Origin of the sequence: Thalassospira sp. MCCC 1A01428 (genome assembly GCF_002115825.1) — a bacterium.
GTDB lineage: Bacteria > Pseudomonadota > Alphaproteobacteria > Rhodospirillales > Thalassospiraceae > Thalassospira.
In genome coordinates, this window is sequence record NZ_JFJZ01000002.1 from 152,153 (window position 1) to 172,316 (window position 20,164).

A 20,164-nucleotide genomic window follows, 5' to 3' on the forward strand; every position below is an offset into this window, starting at 1 on the left:
ACCATTTTGACCGCGCACGCCCCCGGCCCGTCCATTTTTCGCGACCGAAATTTTATACTGTTCCTGACGGGACAGGCGATTAGCACGCAAGGTTTATGGATCGAAAAAATAGCCATGTCCTGGCTGGCCTGGTCTTTAACCGGGTCGGCCTTTTGGACAGGATTAATTGCCGCGCTGCATTTTGCCCCCGCGTTTTTTTTCGGACCGGTTTTTGGCGTGATTACCGACCGGGTTGATTTGCGTCGGGCTGCCATTTTTTTAAATTTACTGATGGCCTGCACATCGTTTTTTCTGATGGGGCTGTCTTATAGCGGGCATGTCACGCTGGGCTGGATGGTGGTGATTGCGACCTGCAACGGCATTTTGGCCAGTGCGACAACACCGGTACGTTTGTCTTTGGTGCCTGCAATTGTGCCGCGCGAATATATGAGCCGGGCCGTAACATATGCGGCGATGAATTTTAACCTGTCCCGTCTGGTTGGGCCGGCCATTGGCGGGCTGGTGATTGCATGGTTTGATGTCGGGACGGCGTTTTTGCTTAATGCCATCAGTTATCTGCCCTTCATTGTCGCGATGATGCTGGTTCGTATTAACAGCGTAAGCGGGGCACAAATACCTCATCGCCGAATCTGGGCTGCCTTAATCGATGGTGCGCGTTATGCGATCGGTGATCCGATGATCCGCGCCATGCTTTTGCTGTCTTGTGTAATTGCAATTGTTGGTCGAGGGATGCTGGAACTGATGCCGGTTTTTGCCGAAGCCGCCTATGATAGTGGTGTTACCGGGCTGGGTGTTTTGTCGTCTGCCGGGGGCTTGGGTGCGGTTATTTCCACATTTATTTTGTCGCGCACCAAATCAGACCCGCAAAGTTTTCAAAGGGTTGCCGTTTTAGGCGCTTTTTTATCCGGGGCGGCCATGCTGGCGTTATGTTTTTGCCCGTGGTTTGAACTGGCCGTCTTTTTGGTCGGGGTGGCCGGGTTTGGTCTTACGGCGGTGGGGGTGGGGTCGCAAACGGCATTGCAATTGACTGTCGACAACACCCTGCGAGGCCGTGTAATGAGCTTCTGGAGCGCCACCAGTTTTGGTGGCGTTGCGTTGGGTGGCACCGTTCTGGGGGCGATCTCGCAATGGACCGACATCCGTGTAACTGCGGGTGGGGCCGGTTTGTTGATTATGCTGGTGGCATTGGTGGCGATCTGGCGGTTAGGCCGGGCGGCTTCGCCGGAAATGTCGGCGGCGGAATAACTTAATTCTGTATCATAAGGTTGATGCAGAAGTGACTGTGTAAACACTTGTTTAAACATCGATAGGGTATGGTGGAATGCAGTTATTTGGGGGTCGTGGAATGCGTCAGCTTGCGATTGTCTGTCTGAGTTTGGTTTTAGCCGGGTGTTTTTCTACCGCCAATAGTGCGACCGGTGTGTCTGTTCAGCCCGATTTGGATCGCGATGCGCGTGTTACCCAGGTTGCCCATGTATCTTTGCCATCAGCACGGTTAAACAGTTTCCCCCCTACCGACGAATTTTTGCAATGTGTGCCCTATGCCCGGGCGGTTTCGGGCATTGAAATTTATGGCGATGCCTGGACCTGGTGGGGTAAAGCCAAAAACCAGTTCAAACGTGGCAATACGCCGGTTGTCGGGTCGGTTCTGGCGTTCAAAAAAACCAAACGCTTGCGATATGGTCATGTTGCTGTGGTTGCTGCTGTTCTTGATAAACGTCATATTCTGGTTAACCAGGCCAATTGGGGCAGTGATTCCCGTACGCGCGGCAAAGTGCATTTGCGCCAGCCGGTCGAGGATGTTTCGCCCAAAAACGACTGGACCCAGTTACGCCTGATGAACACGATTGGCACATTTGGCCGAATTTACCCGTCGCACGGGTTTATCTATCAGCCCAGTGAAACAGCCGAGGCCAACTAGATTACTGCCGTTCCATTCGGCCTCTTTGCCTGGTCTTTACCTTGAATACACTATCGCCCGCCTGTGTTTTATCATTGGCGGGTTTTGTGTTTTAAGGGCGCAGTTGCTGTTGCTTGCGGGTTTAACGGGCGGTGTGCTGTGCCATTTGGTGTCGGCTGATCTCTCTTCATCTTGTCGACCCCCGTCCGATTTGCTCTCGGATCAGTCTGCTTGCCGGCCCTGGCTCCGCCTCGCCCGCCCCGTCTGATTTTAAAGTCGTTCCGCCCTGCTTAACCCGAATTGGCGCTTATAATAAGGGGTTAGATGCTGCTGAAAATTGCCCGTGATTTTGCTGAAAGAAGGTCAAATTTGATGTGTTTTTCTGTTTGCAGGTTATGATCATAAAAAAGACCAAATAACAGGCGCTTATATAAACTTCCGCATGATTTACTTCAAAAATTGAAATAATTTCGGGTACACGCAAACAATACTGCTCAGCTTTTTCCTGCTATGATTTTTGTCAGAAATTGACTTTTTCAGAACAACGAATCTGGCGTAAAAAATTTGTGGCTGACTGAAAGTGTCGCCCTTGATATAGGAAAATTATACTTTTTTATCAAAATACTATCCTGTTGGTCTGATTTGATGCTTTAACATTTTTAAATTGATTTAAAAGTTAAAGTAGTTTCTGAGTTTTTTCAGATAGCGATCTGGCATGGATTTGTCCGTATCCCCGAATTGGACAGCGTGTTGTGGGATCGTTTTGATAAAATTTGCACTTGAAGGCTGTTTCATCGTTTTTTGCGTACTGCTCGTTGGTTTTTCGAACGTTTTGATGAGAAAAATGGTTCAATTTTCATCGTATTTTCAAAGCACTGATCCTGATTTTTAATCAATTGGATTTTAAAATTTCCCCGTGACGTTTGATTTCTCTCAAAGTTTTATCTGCGGGTGGGGCGCATAGTTCTGCCTTCGATCTGTTGTTTACGGAAACCATGCCATGTCAGATGATCTGGAAGGGCGGGACAACAATCACTCTCGCCATCGTGCTGCTCCCTCCTCTGCTCCTGCCCCGATACCTCCTAAAAAGTCTTCCTCCACCTCCGCTTCTGGCCCTGGCACTTCTGCCTCATCCGGGCCGCTTGAAAACCCGACCGATATTCAGACCGGCCTTGCCACGGCGGATGCCCAAAACCGCCTCGCCAGCGATGGTCCCAATGTTATTGCCGAACAGACGCAAAATGTCTGGTGGAAGCTGTTGTCCTATTTTTGGGGACCAATCCCCTGGATGATCGAGGTTGCGGCCATTTTATCGGCTGCGGTTCAGCATTGGGCCGACTTCGCCATTATCCTGATCATGCTTTTGTTAAATGCGGGTGTCGGCTTTTGGCAGGAATTCAAGGCGGATAATGCCATTGCGGCATTGAAAAACCAGCTGGCCCTGAATGCCCGTGTGTTGCGTGATGGCAAATGGCGGGAAATACCGGCGCGTGATCTGGTGTGCGGTGATATCGTTTCGCTGCGACTGGGCAATATTATTCCTGCCGATGCCCGCCTGGTGGGCGGTGATTATCTGGCTGTGGATCAGTCCGCGTTAACGGGGGAATCGTTGCCGGTTGATAAAAAAGCCGGCGATGATGTCTATTCAGGTTCGATTGCGAAAATGGGCGAAATGACAGCCCAGATTACGGCGACGGGCATGAATACCTATTTTGGCAAAACCGCAAGGCTGGTGCAAAACGCCGGCAATATTTCGCATTTTCAAAAAGCGGTGATGCGGATTGGCAATTTTTTGATTTTGTCGACCCTTGGCCTTGTTGCCATCATTTTAACCGTGGCACTGTTTCGCGGTGACCCGTGGTTTGAAACCGTTTTGTTTGCGTTGATCCTGACAGTGGCGGCGATCCCGGTTGCCCTGCCGGCTGTATTATCGGTAACCATGGCGGTGGGTGCGGAAAAACTGGCCCGTCTTAAAGCCATTGTGTCGCGCCTTGTTGCGATCGAGGAACTGGCCGGGATCGACATTTTATGTTCGGATAAAACCGGCACCCTTACCCAGAACCGGTTAACCCTGGGGGAGCCGATAATATTGGCAGCAAAAGACAGGGATGATCTTTTGCTGGCGGCGGCATTGGCCTCGCGTCCCGAAGGGGGCGATGCGATTGATCAGGCGGTGATAGGCGGCCTTAACGGCCAGGCGATTTCGCCTTCCTGTCAAACGACCGCTTTTCATCCGTTCGACCCGGTATCCAAACGTGCAGAAGCAACTGTTATCTGTGACGGAAAGCCGTTTCAGGTCGCCAAGGGGGCGCCACAGGTTATTTTAAAGCTGGTTTCGCCAGATGCCGCCATTGTTAAAACAGTGAGTGATGCGGTTGATGATATGGCGGCACGCGGGTATCGCACCATTGGTGTGGCACGTCGTGTGGTGGCAGAAACATCAACAGGGATGGATGCGAAAGATGCCGGGGCATGGCAATTTTTGGGCCTGTTGCCCTTGTTTGACCCGCCCCGCGAGGATGCCGCCCAAACCGTGCGGGAAGCCGCAGCGATGGGGGTGGATATTAAAATGGTTACCGGCGACCACGAAGCCATCGCCCGGCAAATTGCCACTTCTTTGGGTATGGGACACAATATCCTGCCTGCCGATCAGGCCTTTGGGGATGGCATACCGGCAATTAGTGCGGCTGCCATTGAACAGGCAGATGGCTATGCCCGGGTATTTCCCGAACATAAATACGCCATCGTCAAGGAATTGCAGGATCGTGGGCATATTATTGGTATGACCGGTGATGGCGTCAATGATGCCCCTGCCCTAAAGCAGGCCGATGTTGGCATTGCGGTAAGTGGTGCCACCGACGCGGCACGGGCGGCAGCTGATCTGGTGTTAACGGCACCGGGCCTGTCGGTGATTACCACCGCAATAGAAGAAGCACGGCGGATATTTGAACGCATGGGCAGTTATGCCACCTATCGGATATCGGAGACGATCCGGGTGTTGCTGTTCATGACGATATCGATTTTGGTGTTTAATTTCTACCCCGTGACTGCCGTCATGATCGTGTTGCTGGCCCTGCTAAACGATTTTCCGATCATGATGATTGCCTATGATAATGCGCCGGTATCCCCCCGTCCGGTGCGGTGGGATATGGCGACGACGCTGACCATGTCGTGCATGTTGGGTGTTTTGGGCGTTGTGGCATCGTTCCTGTTGTTCTGGATTTGTGAACAATATCTGCATCTTGACCGTGGGTTAATTCAGTCGCTGATTTTCCTGAAATTGCTGGTGGCTGGCCATTTAACGATTTATCTGACCCGTAACAAAGGTGCTATCTGGCATAAACCGTGGCCTAGCCTGAAGCTGTTTATCGCCACTGAAATTACCCAGATTGTTGGCACACTGGCGGCCGTCTATGGCTGGTTCATTACCCCGGTTGGCTGGAAATATGCCTTGTTGATCTGGGCTTATGCGCTGATCTGGTTTGTGATCAATAGTGGCTTTAAAATTATGGCTTATCGCTTGCTGGCGTATCGTGAAGCCCGTCAGGCCCGCCATATTGCCCGTATGACCGATGTGTTTCATTCACATTGATGCGGCCTGATCAAACATAACAAAAAGCGACCCGGATTTTCACGGGCCGCTTTTTTTTCCGGGCCATCGTCGGATGTGGAAAAATGGCGAAGGCCCGCTGACAGGCACTTCGCCAGAATGAACCTTGCGCGGGTGGGGTGCGCAGGTTCGGGGGAGTGAGTGATGATCAGGCCGTTGTAACCGACACCGGAACAGGGCCGAGAGCAGCAAAAAGGGCCGTATCGCAATCTTCTTCCGGGTTTGGTGTGGTCAGAAGTTTTTCACCGTAAAACACCGAATTGGCCCCGGCCATTAGGCACATGATTTGGGCCTCGCGACCAAGATCAGTCCGCCCTGCCGACAGGCGCAAGGTGGATTTTGGCATGGTGATGCGCGCGGTTGCGATCATGCGGACCAGTTCCAGGGCATCGACGGGCGCGCGATGGGCAAGTGGCGTTCCCGCCACGGGGACCAGCGCGTTAATCGGCACACTTTCAGGATGGGGGGCAAACCCGGCCAGAACATGGAGCATCGATGCCCGGTCACGGATACTTTCGCCCATGCCAATAATCCCGCCACAGCAAAGATCAATCCCGGCGCCGCGTACGGCGGCAAGGGTATCAAGCCGGTCCTGATAGGTTCGGGTCGAGATGATCTGGCTGTAATATTCCGGGCTGGTATCAAGGTTATGGTTATAGGCCGTTAACCCGGCCGCAGCCAGGCGTTCGGCGTGCCGGGTTTCAAGCATGCCAAGGGTCACGCAGGCTTCCATGCCAAGATCGCGCACACCGCGAACCATGTCGATTACCGCGTCAAAAGCGGCCCCGTCGCGCACGCGGCGCCACGCGGCCCCCATGCAAAAACGGTCTGCCCCGGCGGCTTTGGCGCGGGCTGCCATTTTTAAAACGATCCCGGGGTCCATTAACTGTTCCTTGCCCAGTGTGACCTCGCGGTGGTGGGCCGATTGCGGGCAATAGGCGCAATCTTCGGGGCAGCCGCCGGTTTTGATCGACAGCAGGCTGGCCTTTTGCACGGCATTCGGGTCGTGATGGGCCCGATGGACCGCGCTGGCGCGGCCCATCAGTTCCAGCAGGGGCAGGCGATAGATCGCCTCGATCTCGTCCACGCTCCAGTCATGGCGGATGGTTTGATCGATTGCCGGGTTTTGGGTGGGATGGCTGTCCATTATGCGTTGCCATCCTGATTGCGGTTGGCAAAGCGGGTGCAGGCCGCACTGCCAAAGGCAACAAGAGCAATTTTCAGGGTGTCGCCGAGAAGGAACGGCGTGAAGCCGTATTGGGCAACCTTTTCAAGCGGAACGAAAACCGCAAGCCATGCCAGACCCAGAACATAGACCGGGATCATGCCGACCATCATGATGCCAAAACGGGCCAATGTGCCGCGCCCCTGTGCAAGACTTCCGACCAGCCATGATGCCATCAGGTAACCCAACAGATAGCCGCCGGTTGGCCCGACAATATAGGAAAGCCCGATACCGCGTTCCGGTGTGCCGGCAAAAACAGGCAAACCAACGGCCCCCGCAGCTAGATAAGCAAGAAAGGTTGCGCTGGCAACGCGGGGTCCGGTCGCCAGCGCAATTGCCATAACCGCCATGGTTTGCAGGGTCATCGGCACCGGCCAGAAAGGAACGGTTATTTTGGCACTTGCGGTCAGCACGGCGATACCGGCCAGAATCATCAGGCTGTATTTCAGGCCCGTTTTTGTTTCCGGTTTTGATTCTGTCACGATGCGGGTTTCTGCCGGTTTGGACACGGTGTTGTTCATGGTGATTTGATCCTTCTGTGGAGCGTTCTTAAAATTATAGATAAAAACGAATCTGATCTATTAATTACGCCGTGACAGAAGGGTAAAATCAATCGAAAAATAGATAATGAGAGCGTTCATGTGGGTTTTTGGAAGAATTAATGAGTATCTTACTGATTTAATGAGTTTATTTTTATCTATAAAATAATAAGTGGGCGCACAAATATGCACCCGCAATGCTCAAAGGCAGGCAGGTTTGTCATCCGGGACAGAATTTCAGGGGCAAAAAGACGTTCAGGAAAGGGTTTTCAGGCGAGGTTTGGCACCCGGTTTGGCACCAATCCATTTGACGTGACGGGCAAGGGTGGCGGCGGCGACGTCAAATTGCCGGTCGCGCAGGGCTTTCAGGATGGCGCGGTGATCCTGATCAGTCGGGGCCCCCCATTCCATGCGAAAGCCGGAAAACAGGAAGCGGGCACTGGCGGCGTGCAGGTCGTCAATCGTTGTTAGCAAACGTGGCATGCCACACGGGGTCAGGATCAGGCGGTGAAAGGCGCGATTGGTTTCTTCCCATGCCCGGACATCAGCGGCATTTTCTCCGGCGCGGTTAATTGCCTCGGCCTCGTCCAGAATGGCGGTGGTTAAATGCGGGGCTGCGTGGCGCAGGGCCAGAACTTCAAGCGATGCGCGCATTTCGGCGACTTCGCGAACTTCGGCAATATCAAAACTTGCCACCCGCACACCCCGGCGTGGTTCACTTACCACCAGTCCCTGTGCTTCGAGGCGGCGAAAGGCTTCGCGCACGGGGACATGGCTTGCGCCGAATTCCTCGGCGAAGTGATCCTGCCTTAATTTGCTGCCCGGTGCGATATGCCCGGCGATGATCCGGTCGGCCAATGCGCGCGTGATCTTGCCGGTAATCGTATTGTCTTTGTCGCTTGTCATAATTTTATAGATAATTTGCGCGCCCGAACTTGTCGAGCGCGCATATCGCTATCGGGTAAATTAGGTCATTTTCGAATGATATGTTTAACAATCCGGTGCGCAATGTTCGTCAGGCATATCGGAGAATGCCTTTCGCAACGCCTGGGACCAGGCATCAGACAGTGCTTTGAAACCGGTATCTTCGGCTTCGATGCGACGCCGTTCGGAAAATGCACATTTACCTTCGGGTAACACTGCCAGATCCAGCGGCATTCCGACCGATAAATTGGACCGCAGGGTCGAATCCATCGATAAAAGGGCAGCTTTCACGCCCTCTTCAATCGGTGTTTCCTGGGTAATGACCCGGTCGAGAATGGGTTTGCCGTATTTGTGTTCGCCAATTTGCAGGTAAGGCGTGTCTTCAGTGGCTTCGATAAAGTTGCCCGCAGCATAAATCAGAAACAGGCGTTGTGCGCCGCCTGCCCGTTGGCCGCCCAATATAATACTGGCACCGGAGCTTTCCTTGCGTTGTTCCAGTGTGTCCTGGTATTTGTGCTGAACCGACTGCATGGCTTCACCCACCAGTTCGGCCACGCGAAACATGGTCGGTGCAGTCAGTAAATTATCGCCTTCGGGTGTATCGGGGTCGTCGATGGCTTCGCGCAAAACGCTGACGACGGCTTGTGTGATGGCAAGGTTTCCTGCCGTCAGCATCACAATGGCGCGTTCACCAGGAACTTCCCAGGTAAACATTTTGCGATAGCGCGAAATATTATCAAGGCCTGCATTGGTGCGGGTGTCAGACAGGAAAACCAGCCCTTCATCAAGCATCAGGCCCACGCAATAGGTCATTTTTTCTTACGTCCAGCTATTGTTGTGACTGCGCGACGATGACGGTTACATCCAGATCCTCGTCGGCACCACCAGAATGTATGCCACGTATAGGTGAGGCGTCTCTGGCGTCAAGTCCAGACCCCAGGCGAACATAAAAATCTGTTGGGCAACAGCGATTGGCAGGATCAAACCCGACCCAGCCAATATCATTAATGTAAAGTTCGGCCCAGGCGTGGGCGGCCTCGTGCGGGACTCCTTCGGAATCGGCAAACAGATAACCCGATACATAACGGGCCGGAATATCCATAAGGCGGGCTGCAGTCAGCAAAACATGGGCGTGGTCCTGGCAAACACCCTGCCCGGCAGCCAGGGCATCGGCCGCAGTCGTATGGGCGTGGGTGGAGCCAGGGACGTAGTCAATCTCGTCGCGCACGGCGGCGGCCAGGGCATGGGCCGTTTCAAGCAGGCTTGCCGTGTCGCCAACTGATTTTGCCACCGATTTTGTCAGTTTGCGAATGGCGGCGCTGGGTTTGGTAATGGCAGTGGCGCGTAAAAATACCTGTGGCGATGCTTTTTCACGGTGATTAACAAGTACCCCGGCCATATCGGTCGTTTCGATCAGACCGCGCACTATAATTTCAACTTCATCGACAGGGCCATTGCAGGTAAGCGTACTGACGGTGTCGCCGTAACCATCAACAAATTCTGACGTGATGGCACAGTTTTCTGCCGTGATCGACCAGTCGACAATGCGTTGCCCGTCAAACAGGGATGGGGTCAGTTTCAGACTTTGGGTGACGTAGCGCGCAGAAGGCGCATAACGATAGCGGGTTCTGTGTTCAATTGTCAGGCGCATGTTACTGCCCCCCGAAATAATAGGTTTCGGCAATTGCCGAGGACAAAGCCTGATAACGCCGCAGGCAGTCGCTTAAAAATTCGTGCAGGCCGTGGCTGAAGATTTCGTCCATGTCTCCCTGTGTCAGGATGGCATAGGTATCGACCGCCAGACTGTGAACCGCCTGACGCTGGCCATATTGGCGGGCCAACCGTTCGAGGTGGCTGGTGATATTTTCCACACAATGGGCCAGCGATCGGGGGCTGAACGGGTTGAGAATCAGGAAATGGGCAATGCGCCACGGTGAATAATCATCACGGTAAACCCAGTGAAAAGCCCGCATCGATGATGCTGCCCGTAAAACCGTGGTCCATTGATAGTTATCAACCCCGTCGCCGACCATGCTGGTTTCGGGTAGCAGCACGTAATATTTCACATCGAGCAGGCGTGCCGTATTATCGGCCCGTTCCAAAAATGTGCCCAGACGGATGAAATCATAGCCGTCATTGCGCAGGATGGTAGAATCGGTCGCACCGCGAAACAGCGCGCCCTGGCTTTTGACCCAGTCGATAAAACCGGGCAAATCGGTTTTGGCCAGGTTGCGCATGGCCGTGCGGCGCAGTTCCATTAAGGCGCCATTTAACGCTTCCCACATTTCCTGGGTGATAGCGGTGCGCATGGCGCGGGCATTGGCGCGGGCATATTCAAAACAATTGATAATGGATGACGGGTTATCACGGTTAAATATCAGGTAATCCGATACCGTGGCCTGGGTTAGTTCTGTGGTATCGGTGTTGGCGGAATCAAATCCTTCGGCACAACCTGCCGCAGACAGAACAGATCGCCATTCCGAGCGATTCCCGTCACCGGCTGCCGGCATTAAGGCCATGCGATAGCCCATTTCCAGCAGGCGGGCCATGTTTTCTGCACGTTCGACATAGCGCGACAGCCAGAACAGATTTTCAGCAGTACGACTTAGCATGGTCTGTTCTCCCTTATTCCGCCATGATCCAGGTGTCTTTAACACCGCCACCCTGCGACGAATTGACCACAAGGGACCCTTCGCGCAGTGCCACACGGGTCAAGCCGCCCGGTGTCAGGCGAATGTCATCGCCAACCAGGCAAAATGGCCGAAAATCGACATGGCGCGGGGCAATCCCACTTTCAACAAAGGTTGGGCAGGCTGAAAGCGACAGGGTGGGCTGGGCAATAAAATCTGACGGGTTGGCTTTAATGCGTTCGGCATAGGTTGCGCATTCTTCTTTGGTCGATGCCGGACCGACCAGCATGCCATACCCGCCCGAACCATGAACTTCCTTCACTACCAGTTCAGGCAGATGTTCCAGCACATATTTCAGGTCGTCCTGGCGGGCGCATTTCCAGGTGGGAACATTATTCAGGATCGGTTCCTGACCCAGATAAAACCGGATCATGTCGGGGACATAGGTATAAATCGCCTTGTCATCGGCCACACCGGCCCCGGGGGCCGAACAAATGGCAACCCCGCCGGAACGATACACATTCATCAGACCCGGAACACCCAATACGGAATCGGGGCGGAAACACAGGGGATCAATGAAATCGTCATCGATACGCCGGTAAATGACATCCACCCGTTCCGGCCCGCGGGTTGTGCGCATGTAAACCCGGCCTTCGGACACAAACAGATCCTGCCCTTCCACCAGTTCAACGCCCATCTGGTCGGCCAGAAAGGAATGTTCGTAATAGGCGCTGTTCATGGCACCCGGGGTCAGCACGACAATATTGGGGTCGTTTTCACATTTGCGCGGTGCGATGCTTTTTAACGTTTTCAAAAGCTGGTCGGGGTAACTGTCGACCGGTTCGATCCGCAATTTGGAAAACAGTTCGGGAAACATCCGCATCATGATTTCGCGGTTTTCCAGCATATAGGAAACGCCCGATGGTGTGCGGCAGTTATCTTCCAGCACATAAAATTCATCGGGGCTGACACGCACCACATCGACACCAACAATATGGCTGTAAACCCGGCGGGGCGGGTCGATGCCGATGACGGCGGGTTCAAAGGCGGCGTTGCGGTAAACCAGATCGGCGGGGACGATCCCGGCACGAATGATTTCGGCATTGTGGTAAACGTCATATAAAAATGTATTGAGCGCTCGTGCCCGTTGTTTGACACCGCGTTCAAGTTTGCGCCATTCGGCGGCGGTAAAAATACGCGGGATCAAATCAAACGGAATAAGTCGTTCCGGGTCGCCGCCTTCGCCGTAAACGGCAAAGGTAATGCCGATTTTGCGAAACAGCGTTTCGGCTTCCAACCGCTTCTGGGCCAGGACATCCGGCCCTGTGGCATCCATCCAGTCAACCAGCGCGCGATAGGGTTCGCGCACCTGATCGTTCATTTTCATCTCGTTGAACATGCGCCATTCCCTTTCTGTCCGGGTCGTTTTCCGACCTTGGTATAGATTAAAGGCAGCGGAACAGGCAGGGGTCAAGGATGTTCGGGTAGAAAGTGAATGTTTTTTATACGGATTGACCGGTTGATGAAAATTTATGCTGCGTCTGCGAAAACTCTGGGCAAAAACCGGGAGTTATTATTCGGCCGCCGGTTTTTTCGGGCGCAGCACATGGTGATGATCGGCGGCATAAAGCCGGGAATCGGTGAAATCGCGCCGGCCAAAAACCTCGCCCACCATGATCAGGGCGGTGCGGGTGATGCCGCTGCCTTTGACCTTGGCGCGGATATCGCCAAGCGTTCCGTAAAGGTAACGGGCATCGGGCCAGGTGGCACGATAGGCAATCACAACTGGGCAATCTTCGCCATAATGCGGCACCAGGTCGCGCACCACATTTGCAAGGTTATTGATCGATAAATGAACCGCCAGAGTTGCCCGTGATTTGCCCAGTTCCGCCAGGCTTTCACCATCGGGCATGGAGGAGGACCGCATTGCGGTACGGGTCAGAATGACGGTTTGCGAAATATCGGGCAATGTCAGTTCCGCACCGATTTCGGCGGCAACGGCCGCATAGGCCGACACGCCCGGCGTGATGTCATAGGGAATATCAAGGTCTTCAAGGCGGCGAATCTGTTCGGCAATCGCACCGTAAATGGACGGATCGCCCGAATGCACCCGGGCCACATCCTGCCCGGCTTCGTGTGCGGTTTTCATTTCGGCGATGATTTCATCCAAATTCATCGGGGCGGTATCTATCACGCGGGCATCGGCTGGCGCGCTGGCAACAATTTCCTCGGGCACCAGCGACCCTGCATAAAGGCAAACCGGGCATTTTTCGATCAGGCGTAAGCCGCGGACCGTGATCAGGTCGGGGGCACCGGGACCAGCCCCAATGAAATGAACCGTCATGATTTAGTCTTTCTTTGTCGTCGTGCTTTGGGCGGAATGGCTGCTATGAACCGGGGCCTTGGCGGCATCGGCCCCTTTTTTGGCATAGCCACGCGGGGTGTAAACCCATTCGCCCATGCCCCGGATGATATGTTTGCTGTTGCTGGACCCGACCAGAACGGTGGTCAGCATATCGACCATATCGACCTCAAGTTTCGATAACGGAACGACCGTTATTTCCTGGTCCGAGCGGCCTAACTGGCGGCCCAGCACCACCGGCGTATCCGCCGGGCGGTTATCAAGCAGCATGTCACGCGCGGTTGCCAGCAAATCGCGGCGGCGTTTGGAAACCGGGTTATAAAACGCGATAACAAAATCGCCCGCCGCCGCGGCGGCGATACGGCGCAAAATATCTTCACGCGGAGTGAGCAGGTCGGACAGGGAGATGGCGCAAAAATCATGACCCAGCGGCGCACCAATGCGTGCGGCGGCGGCTTGCAGGGCTGAAATACCCGGCGATACCTGTATGGCAACCCGGTTCCAGGCGGCCTTGTCTTCGCGGTCCAGCAATTCAAATACCAGGGTTGCCAGGGCATAAATGCCAGCATCGCCCGATCCGATCAGGGCGACATCGCGCCCCTCGGCGGCCAGTTCCAGGGCATGGCGGGCGCGGGCCTCTTCTGCCCCCAGGTCGGAATGGTGCAATTCCTTGCCGGTAATCAGGTCACCCAACAGGTCCAGATACATCTGATAGCCCACAATATCGCTGGCCTGCGCGATCAGGGTGCTGGCTTCGGGGCTGCGCCAGCTTGCCTGGCCCGGGCCGATGCCCACAATTGATAAACGCCCCTGCCCGCGTCCGGTTTTTTGCGGCGAAATATCCGCTGGCGACAGGCCAATGGCACAGGTGGCGCGTTTTGATTTCTGTTTCGCAACGATCAATGTGCCATCGTTGCCAACTGTGGCAAGGGCCGCCCCCTCGGCCACACCGTGGCAGCCGGTTTCGGCAAAGACGATGTCCGATGGGGTTTGCAGGCGTGGGGCCTGTTCTTCCAGTTCGTTTGCGGTAAAAAAGCGGGCCGGAACGCCCAAATGTGTTGCCAGGGCATGAACGGCAGGTTCGTCGGCCTTAAGGTCGATCGAGGTGACACAGGCAACGGCCTTGGCACTTAACCCGGCATCGGCCAGGGTTTTTTCGGCAAGCGCGATCAGCTCGGCTGGGTCGCAATTGCGTTCGCACCCGACGCCTAGCGCCAGCACAGGCGGGTGAAACGTGACGGGGGCCAAATCGCCGCTTTGATCGGCAAGAATGCCGGTTTCGGCGCGCGCGGTAACATGCAGGGCCACGGTGCCGTGCTCATCCTGGGGGATGGCACTGTTGGTCAGCCAGGCGGCTGAGCCGGCATCAATGGTGATTTTGGCACTGGCCCCGGCCAACAGGGCGGCGGTGGCGGGTTTGACGGCGGCTTTATCCGCCAGTTTCCAGCCCGCAGGCGGTTCGTCCAGTGCCAGGCCCAGGGCGGCATCGCCCGGTGTGGTAATGGCGGCACGCGCGCCCAGCTTTTCGGCCAGATCACGCGCCAGTTTGTTGCCCCCATGATGCCCGCCCAACAGCGGAATAAAGGTTTCACCGGCTTCATCCACCGCAATTACGGCGGCATCCTGCCATTTACCGGCCAAAAGCGGGGCCAGCGCGCGGATCAGAATGCCGCTGGCACAGACACCGATAATCACATGGTCGGCGGCAAAGGTTTGTTGCAGATGTGCAATGGTATCGTCAAAGGCGACATCCACTTCCCGGGTGGAAACCCGGGTGCGCAACCCGTGCAGGCTGGCCCCTTGCAGGGATGATGCAATGCGCTTTGCCGTGGGCAGGGCGCGCTGGGTTAAGCAAATAACCGCGATGGGGGCAATCGGATCAGTTGGCAGCGGTGATGGGATGGGGCTGTTCATTTCCATGCGTCTCCGCGACGGTGGATCAGGATCATTGAAAAATAAGGTGCGGTGGCATCATCGGGCAAGTCTGCCAGTGGCACCATTTTTTGGCTGTCCAGTGTTGCCCGTTCGATATAACGCGCCCGGTCCGTCAGGCCCAGTTCGTTAATCACCTGTCGCACCTTGGCAAAATGGCGGCCCAGCTTGATGATGGCGGCGGCATCAGTATCGGCCAGTTGTGATTTCAGGCGGTCGGCAGGCAAGGGGCCGGGAATGACCTGCAAAACATCGTTTTTGGCGGCTAGCGGTGCGCCCAGTTGTGCCGCACAGGCCATCATGGAGCTGACCCCCGGCACGGTGTGTACGGGGAAGCCCGCTTCGGCCAGACGACCATATAAATACATAAAGCTGCCATAGAAAAACGGGTCGCCTTCACACAACACCGCCACCGTGCGCCCGGCGCGCAAATGTTCGCCAATCTCAAGGGCGGCGGCATCGTAAATACGATCGGCCGGTTGGCCCATGGGAATGCGAATGGCAATTTCGGTGCGGCCTTCCGGCATATGCGGGGCGATAATTTGCCGGGCCAAACTGGCACCGTCTTCCAGTGCCGGATAGGCAATGACGTCGGCTTCCTGCAAAATTTTATAGGCTTTTAGCGTGATCAGGTCGGCTTCGCCCGGCCCAATGCCCAACCCATAGGCGGTGCCTTTGCGTGTGACGGTCGCATTTGTGTTTGCGCTCGCGGTCATGATTTAACTCCGACATAGTGGGTGACCGGGGCAAGATTGTGCCAGCCGGTAAAATTGCCACGTGCGGCCAAACGTGAAATCGTTAACCGCGATAGCGTGCCGCCAAATTTATTGTAAAATCGAAACAATTCCTGTTCGCCTTCCAGCGTCACCGTATTTGCCACCAGTCGCCCGTGGGTCGATAACAGGTTCCAGCAGTGTTCCATCAGGTCGGGTGTGGTGATGCCTCCGCCAATAAAAATGGCATCAGGTGCCGGGAAGCGATGTGGATCAGAGGCTGTTTTTGCCATATCCAGGGCATGGCCGATGCTGGCATGATGCAAAATCAAATCCGGGGTGCCCAGCCGGGTGGCATTTTTACCGATCATGTCACAGCGGTTGCCATCGCGTTCAATGGCAACGGCACATCCGCCCAGGCGCATCCATTCGATGGAAATGCTACCGCATCCTGCCCCGATATCCCACAACACGGCCCCTTTCCACGGACCAAGCGAGGATATGGTTTGGGCGCGTATTTCGGATTTCGTGATCATGCCGTCATGAATAAAGGCATCGTCGGGCAAGCCGGGGCCAAGCGGCAAGATGGTTGCGGTGGCATCGGCAACCAGATCGATCAGGATAACATTAAGCGGGTCGATCAAATTATCGGGATCATGGCCTACGGCCTTATGTTGCCATTCGCGCGCAGTTTTGGTGGTGATTTTTTCGTGTTCGCCGCCCAGCCGTTCGCAAACCGTGATGTTGCTGTCGCCATATCCGGCATCATAAAGCATTACGGCGGCCAGGGCCGGGGTGGTGGCATCATGTGACAGGGCAATAATTTTGCCGCGCGGTCGTAAACAGGCGCGCAAATTTTCAGGGCGGCGGCCATGTAACGTGATCACATCGCACTCTGCCAGCGGCCAGCCCGTGCGGGCACATGCAAGGTTGATCGACGAAGGCGCAGGAAAAATCGATATGTTTTCGAATCCGAAATGATCAGCCAGCGTGTTGCCAACGCCAAAATACATCGGGTCGCCACTGGCAAGGATGACCGGGTTTTGCGCCAATGCATCGGCGATGAGGGGCATATTGTCGTAAAACGGGCTGATCCACGGGGATTGCCGGGCTGAAACATCGTCAGGCAGCATTGCCAAATGCCGTTTGCCGCCAAAAATTATGCTGGCCTGTTTTATGACCTGGCAGGCGGCAGGTGACAGGCCTGAAAACCCGTCTTCGCCAATGCCGATAACTGTAATTTTGCCGTTTTGCGCCGGGGTTTTATCGGTGTGTGCAGGTTCAGTCATGGGCGATTTTTCCGTCCTTGGTCATGACGGGTGTGGTGCCATCGGCGTTTTCGGCGGGTTTGGCGATGCGGGCCAACGCATTTACCGTGGCTGCAGTAACGGCGCTGCCGCCAAAGCGCCCGCGCAGGGTGACAAAGGGAATACCGGCATCCTGTGCATGATTGATCAGGGCTTCCTTGCTTTCAGCTGCGCCGACAAATCCCACCGGCATGCCAATGATCAGGGCGGGTTTGGGCAAGTGGCCCGATATGACGGCATCAAGAACATGAAACAGGGCGGTTGGGGCATTGCCAATAGCGATAACTGCGCCGGCGATGTCGTTGGTCCAGGTTTCAACGGCGGCGGCCGACCGGGTGGTCCCGGTCATGGCGGCAAGGGCGGGAATGTTATCGTCATTTAATCGGCAAATGACCGTGTTTTGCGCCGGAAGCAAGCGCGTAATAATGCCATTTCGGACCATTTCGGCATCAACCAGTATCGGCTTGCCCGCCAGCAAGGCCCTGGTGCCTGCATTGATGGCGTCGGGGCCAAAAACAATGTTGTCGGCCATTTCAACCATGCCGCAGGCATGAATGATACGTATGGCAACGGGCCGTTCTTCCGGCGAAAAACGGGCGAGGTTGGCTTCGGCTTCGATGGTGGCGAAACTTTGCCGGTATATGGCCTGCGGATCGCGCAGATAATCAAACATAACCCCGCCCTTTGGCGCTTGTTCTGGCAGCTTTATTTGCCGGTTTTGTCTATGGCGCTGTGGTCATGATTATGATCGTGTTGATGGTCATGTGCGTGTGAATGACCGTGATCATGGCTGTGACCGTGCGAATGCCCGTGGCTATGACCATGACCATGGGAATGTCCGTGGCTGTGCCCGTCGGTGCCAATACCCATCACATGGTGATGGTGGCCAACCTGCGGGGTGGCAACATCGCTTTCATAGCCAATGATCTGTTCGCGGTATTTGCACAGCTGACAGTTCATGTTGTTGTCGCCGGTATCAATTTCGGCCAGCCGTTCGGCAAAACTTTCCAGAACCAGCGGGTGATCAGCCAGATACGACGCCTTGATAAATTCGATATCGGGGAATTCGGCGGAAACTTCATCTGTATGGGCATAAATACGGTCGATCAGAATGCCGACAAACAGGAAATACGGAAAGACAACAACCCGTTTATAACCCAGCTTCATTGCTTCGCGCAGTCCGGCATTCACACGCGGATGCGCCACGCCGGAATAGCTGACTTCTACCCGGCCAAATCCCATGCCTTCTTGCAACATGCGCGCCACTTTATAGACATTTGAATTGGCGTCGGGATCGTTGGTACCACGACCAACCACCATGAGCAGGGTATCTTTGCGCGCAACACTGTGATCGGCGGTTGCCAGTGCTTCTTCGATGCGGTCCGCGCTGGCACGCAGTAATTTCGGGTCAATCGCCAGATCGCGGCCGAACTTTACCGTAATATCGGGGTTTTCATGGTCAAAATTATTGACCTCGCTGGGCAGGTCATTTTTGACGTGGCCCGCGGCAAACAACATGCCTGGCAGCGCGTAGATCTTTTTGTGGCCCAGGGCTTTCAGCTTTTCAAACCCGTCGCGTAAAATCGGATGGGCGAATTCCAGAAAGCCGCTTTCGACATCGTAATCGGCGAAATGGGTCTGTTTCATCTGTTCAACCATGTTGTTGAACTGTGAAACGGCACGTTCGTCGCGTGAACCGTGACCGCAAATCATGACCGCACCTTTGGGGGACATAAAGGCTGCTCCTTTTTCTCTCTCTCGCCAATGCGGTCTGAACCTGTCCTTATGGACATGGTGCCGCTCGATGTTCCTCACGTTTTCCCTGATTGAACACCCGATTGCAAGCAGCAGCTTTGGAAATTGTACTTTTGACTGTGCAGGCCTGTTACAGGATGCTGGCTAAGTTATGAAGAATATTGAAAAATTATGAAAATGGTTAAAGGTGTGATCAGCAAAGTCATATTGACGTGATCTCGCAAGCGCCGCATCTTGCGGTGATGGAACAGGCATTTTTCGATTTTTTTGTCCCGATACCGGGCATTTATGGCTTTGGCGTTGCCGTGATCATTCTGGGTTTGGCTCTGGATGGGGTGGCGGGCGATATGCCGTGGCTGTTTTCGCGCATTTCGCATCCGGTAGTCTGGATCGGCAAGCTGATTTCCTTTTTTGAAAAACGTCTGAACCGTCCGGAACGCAGTGACGGGGACCGGTTGTTTCGCGGTGTCATTACCGTATTGATCGTGTTGGCTGTTGCGGGATGCATGGGGGGGCTGGTGCAGTTCTGGGCACAACAGGCCCCCTCGGGCATTGTGGCGGAAATTTTCCTGCTGGGTGTGCTGATTGCGCAAAAAGGTTTGTATCAGCATGTCGCAATTGTCGCTGACACGCTGGAGCATGACGGGCTTGCGGCCGGGCGCACCGCGGTTTCCATGATTGTCGGGCGCGACCCGGCCAGTCTGGACCATGCAGGGGTCAGCCGGGCAGCGATTGAAAGCTGTTCGGAAAATTTCTCCGACGGGGTGGTGGCACCATTGTTCTGGTTTGCCGTTGCCGGGCCGATTGGCCTTTGTCTTTACAAGGCGATTAATACCCTGGATTCCATGATCGGCCATCGTAACCGGCGTTATCTTTATTTTGGCCGTTTCGCTGCCCGGCTTGACGATGTGGTTAATTTTATTCCCGCCCGGCTGGCCGGTGGGCTTGTGTGTTTGGCGGTGCTGATTTCACAAGGGATGATGGCAGGTGCACGTGCCTGGCACACCATGTGGCGCGATGCACGTAAGCATAAATCGCCCAATGCCGGTTGGCAGGAAGCGGCAATGGCGGGGGGATTGGGCCTGTCGCTGGCCGGTCCACGCCAATATGGCCATGAAATTGTCCATGATCCCTATATTGGGGACGGACGGCGCAATGCCTCGCCCGATGACATTCGCGCGGCTTTGCGGGTGTTTGTGCTGGCGTGTGTGCTAAACGGCTTGTGGCCGGTTCTGGTTTGGATGGCCCTGAACCGTTAGGTTTCGTC

General features: G+C 54.9%; 17 protein-coding genes. 4 read left to right on the forward strand and 13 right to left on the reverse strand.

Annotated features, from left to right (window positions below; translation table 11 throughout):
• The first annotated feature begins 6 nt into the window (after positions 1 to 6).
• The 3 genes from THS27_RS02360 (at position 7) to THS27_RS02370 (ending at position 5,492) form a co-directional block, all read left to right on the forward strand.
• Complete coding sequence (locus THS27_RS02360; RefSeq protein WP_246832806.1) at positions 7 to 1,245, forward strand: MFS transporter; 1,239 nt, start codon at positions 7 to 9, stop codon at positions 1,243 to 1,245.
• A 76-nt stretch (positions 1,246 to 1,321) separates the two neighbouring features.
• Positions 1,322 to 1,921 (forward strand): CHAP domain-containing protein, encoded by a 600-nt coding sequence (locus THS27_RS02365; RefSeq protein WP_246832807.1) that lies wholly within the window; start codon positions 1,322 to 1,324, stop codon positions 1,919 to 1,921.
• Between the two features lie 979 nt (positions 1,922 to 2,900).
• Positions 2,901 to 5,492, forward strand: coding sequence for a plasma-membrane proton-efflux P-type ATPase (locus THS27_RS02370; RefSeq protein WP_085587487.1), 2,592 nt, complete (start codon positions 2,901 to 2,903; stop codon positions 5,490 to 5,492).
• 166 nt (positions 5,493 to 5,658) lie between these two features.
• Here THS27_RS02370 and bioB read toward each other — a convergent pair whose 3' ends face one another.
• The 13 genes from bioB to THS27_RS02435 form a co-directional block, all read right to left on the reverse strand.
• Positions 5,659 to 6,657, reverse strand: a complete 999-nt coding sequence (gene bioB, locus THS27_RS02375; RefSeq protein ID WP_085587489.1) for a biotin synthase BioB — start codon at positions 6,655 to 6,657, stop codon at positions 5,659 to 5,661.
• Complete coding sequence (locus tag THS27_RS02380) at positions 6,657 to 7,256, reverse strand: biotin transporter BioY (protein ID WP_085587491.1); 600 nt, start codon at positions 7,254 to 7,256, stop codon at positions 6,657 to 6,659. Before THS27_RS02380 ends, bioB begins: the two co-directional genes overlap by 1 nt.
• A gap of 273 nt (positions 7,257 to 7,529) precedes the next feature.
• Entirely contained in the window at positions 7,530 to 8,180 is a 651-nt protein-coding gene (locus THS27_RS02385) for a GntR family transcriptional regulator (RefSeq protein WP_085587492.1), read from the reverse strand.
• 84 nt (positions 8,181 to 8,264) lie between these two features.
• Positions 8,265 to 9,011 carry a proteasome-type protease gene (locus tag THS27_RS02390; protein ID WP_085587494.1) on the reverse strand — a complete coding sequence of 249 codons (747 nt, stop codon included), beginning with the start codon at positions 9,009 to 9,011 and terminating at the stop codon, positions 8,265 to 8,267.
• A gap of 16 nt (positions 9,012 to 9,027) precedes the next feature.
• Positions 9,028 to 9,849 (reverse strand): transglutaminase family protein, encoded by an 822-nt coding sequence (locus tag THS27_RS02395; protein WP_085587496.1) that lies wholly within the window; start codon positions 9,847 to 9,849, stop codon positions 9,028 to 9,030.
• A 1-nt stretch (position 9,850) separates the two neighbouring features.
• A complete protein-coding gene (locus THS27_RS02400) occupies positions 9,851 to 10,810 on the reverse strand; it encodes an alpha-E domain-containing protein (protein ID WP_085587498.1) in 960 nt (319 codons plus the stop codon).
• 13 nt (positions 10,811 to 10,823) lie between these two features.
• Positions 10,824 to 12,227 carry a circularly permuted type 2 ATP-grasp protein gene (locus tag THS27_RS02405; RefSeq protein ID WP_085587500.1) on the reverse strand — a complete coding sequence of 468 codons (1,404 nt, stop codon included), beginning with the start codon at positions 12,225 to 12,227 and terminating at the stop codon, positions 10,824 to 10,826.
• Positions 12,228 to 12,401: 174 nt separating this feature from the next.
• Entirely contained in the window at positions 12,402 to 13,172 is a 771-nt protein-coding gene (gene cobM, locus THS27_RS02410; protein ID WP_085587502.1) for a precorrin-4 C(11)-methyltransferase, read from the reverse strand.
• 3 nt (positions 13,173 to 13,175) lie between these two features.
• Complete coding sequence (gene cobJ, locus THS27_RS02415) at positions 13,176 to 15,104, reverse strand: precorrin-3B C(17)-methyltransferase (protein WP_168184801.1); 1,929 nt, start codon at positions 15,102 to 15,104, stop codon at positions 13,176 to 13,178.
• Complete coding sequence (gene cobI / locus THS27_RS02420; RefSeq protein WP_085587506.1) at positions 15,101 to 15,838, reverse strand: precorrin-2 C(20)-methyltransferase; 738 nt, start codon at positions 15,836 to 15,838, stop codon at positions 15,101 to 15,103. Before cobI ends, cobJ begins: the two co-directional genes overlap by 4 nt.
• A complete protein-coding gene (cbiE, locus tag THS27_RS02425) occupies positions 15,835 to 17,124 on the reverse strand; it encodes a precorrin-6y C5,15-methyltransferase (decarboxylating) subunit CbiE (RefSeq protein ID WP_085587508.1) in 1,290 nt (429 codons plus the stop codon). The genes cobI and cbiE overlap by 4 nt, the downstream gene beginning before the upstream one ends.
• Positions 17,117 to 17,815, reverse strand: coding sequence for a precorrin-8X methylmutase (locus THS27_RS02430; protein ID WP_085587510.1), 699 nt, complete (start codon positions 17,813 to 17,815; stop codon positions 17,117 to 17,119). Before THS27_RS02430 ends, cbiE begins: the two co-directional genes overlap by 8 nt.
• 32 nt (positions 17,816 to 17,847) lie before the next feature.
• Positions 17,848 to 18,876: a sirohydrochlorin chelatase gene (locus THS27_RS02435; protein WP_085587512.1), complete on the reverse strand. Its 1,029-nt coding sequence runs from the start codon at positions 18,874 to 18,876 to the stop codon at positions 17,848 to 17,850.
• Positions 18,877 to 19,109: 233 nt separating this feature from the next.
• Here THS27_RS02435 and cbiB point away from each other — a divergent pair, with 233 nt between their 5' ends.
• Positions 19,110 to 20,156, forward strand: coding sequence for an adenosylcobinamide-phosphate synthase CbiB (cbiB, locus tag THS27_RS02440; protein WP_246832808.1), 1,047 nt, complete (start codon positions 19,110 to 19,112; stop codon positions 20,154 to 20,156).
• The last annotated feature ends 8 nt before the right edge of the window (positions 20,157 to 20,164 follow it).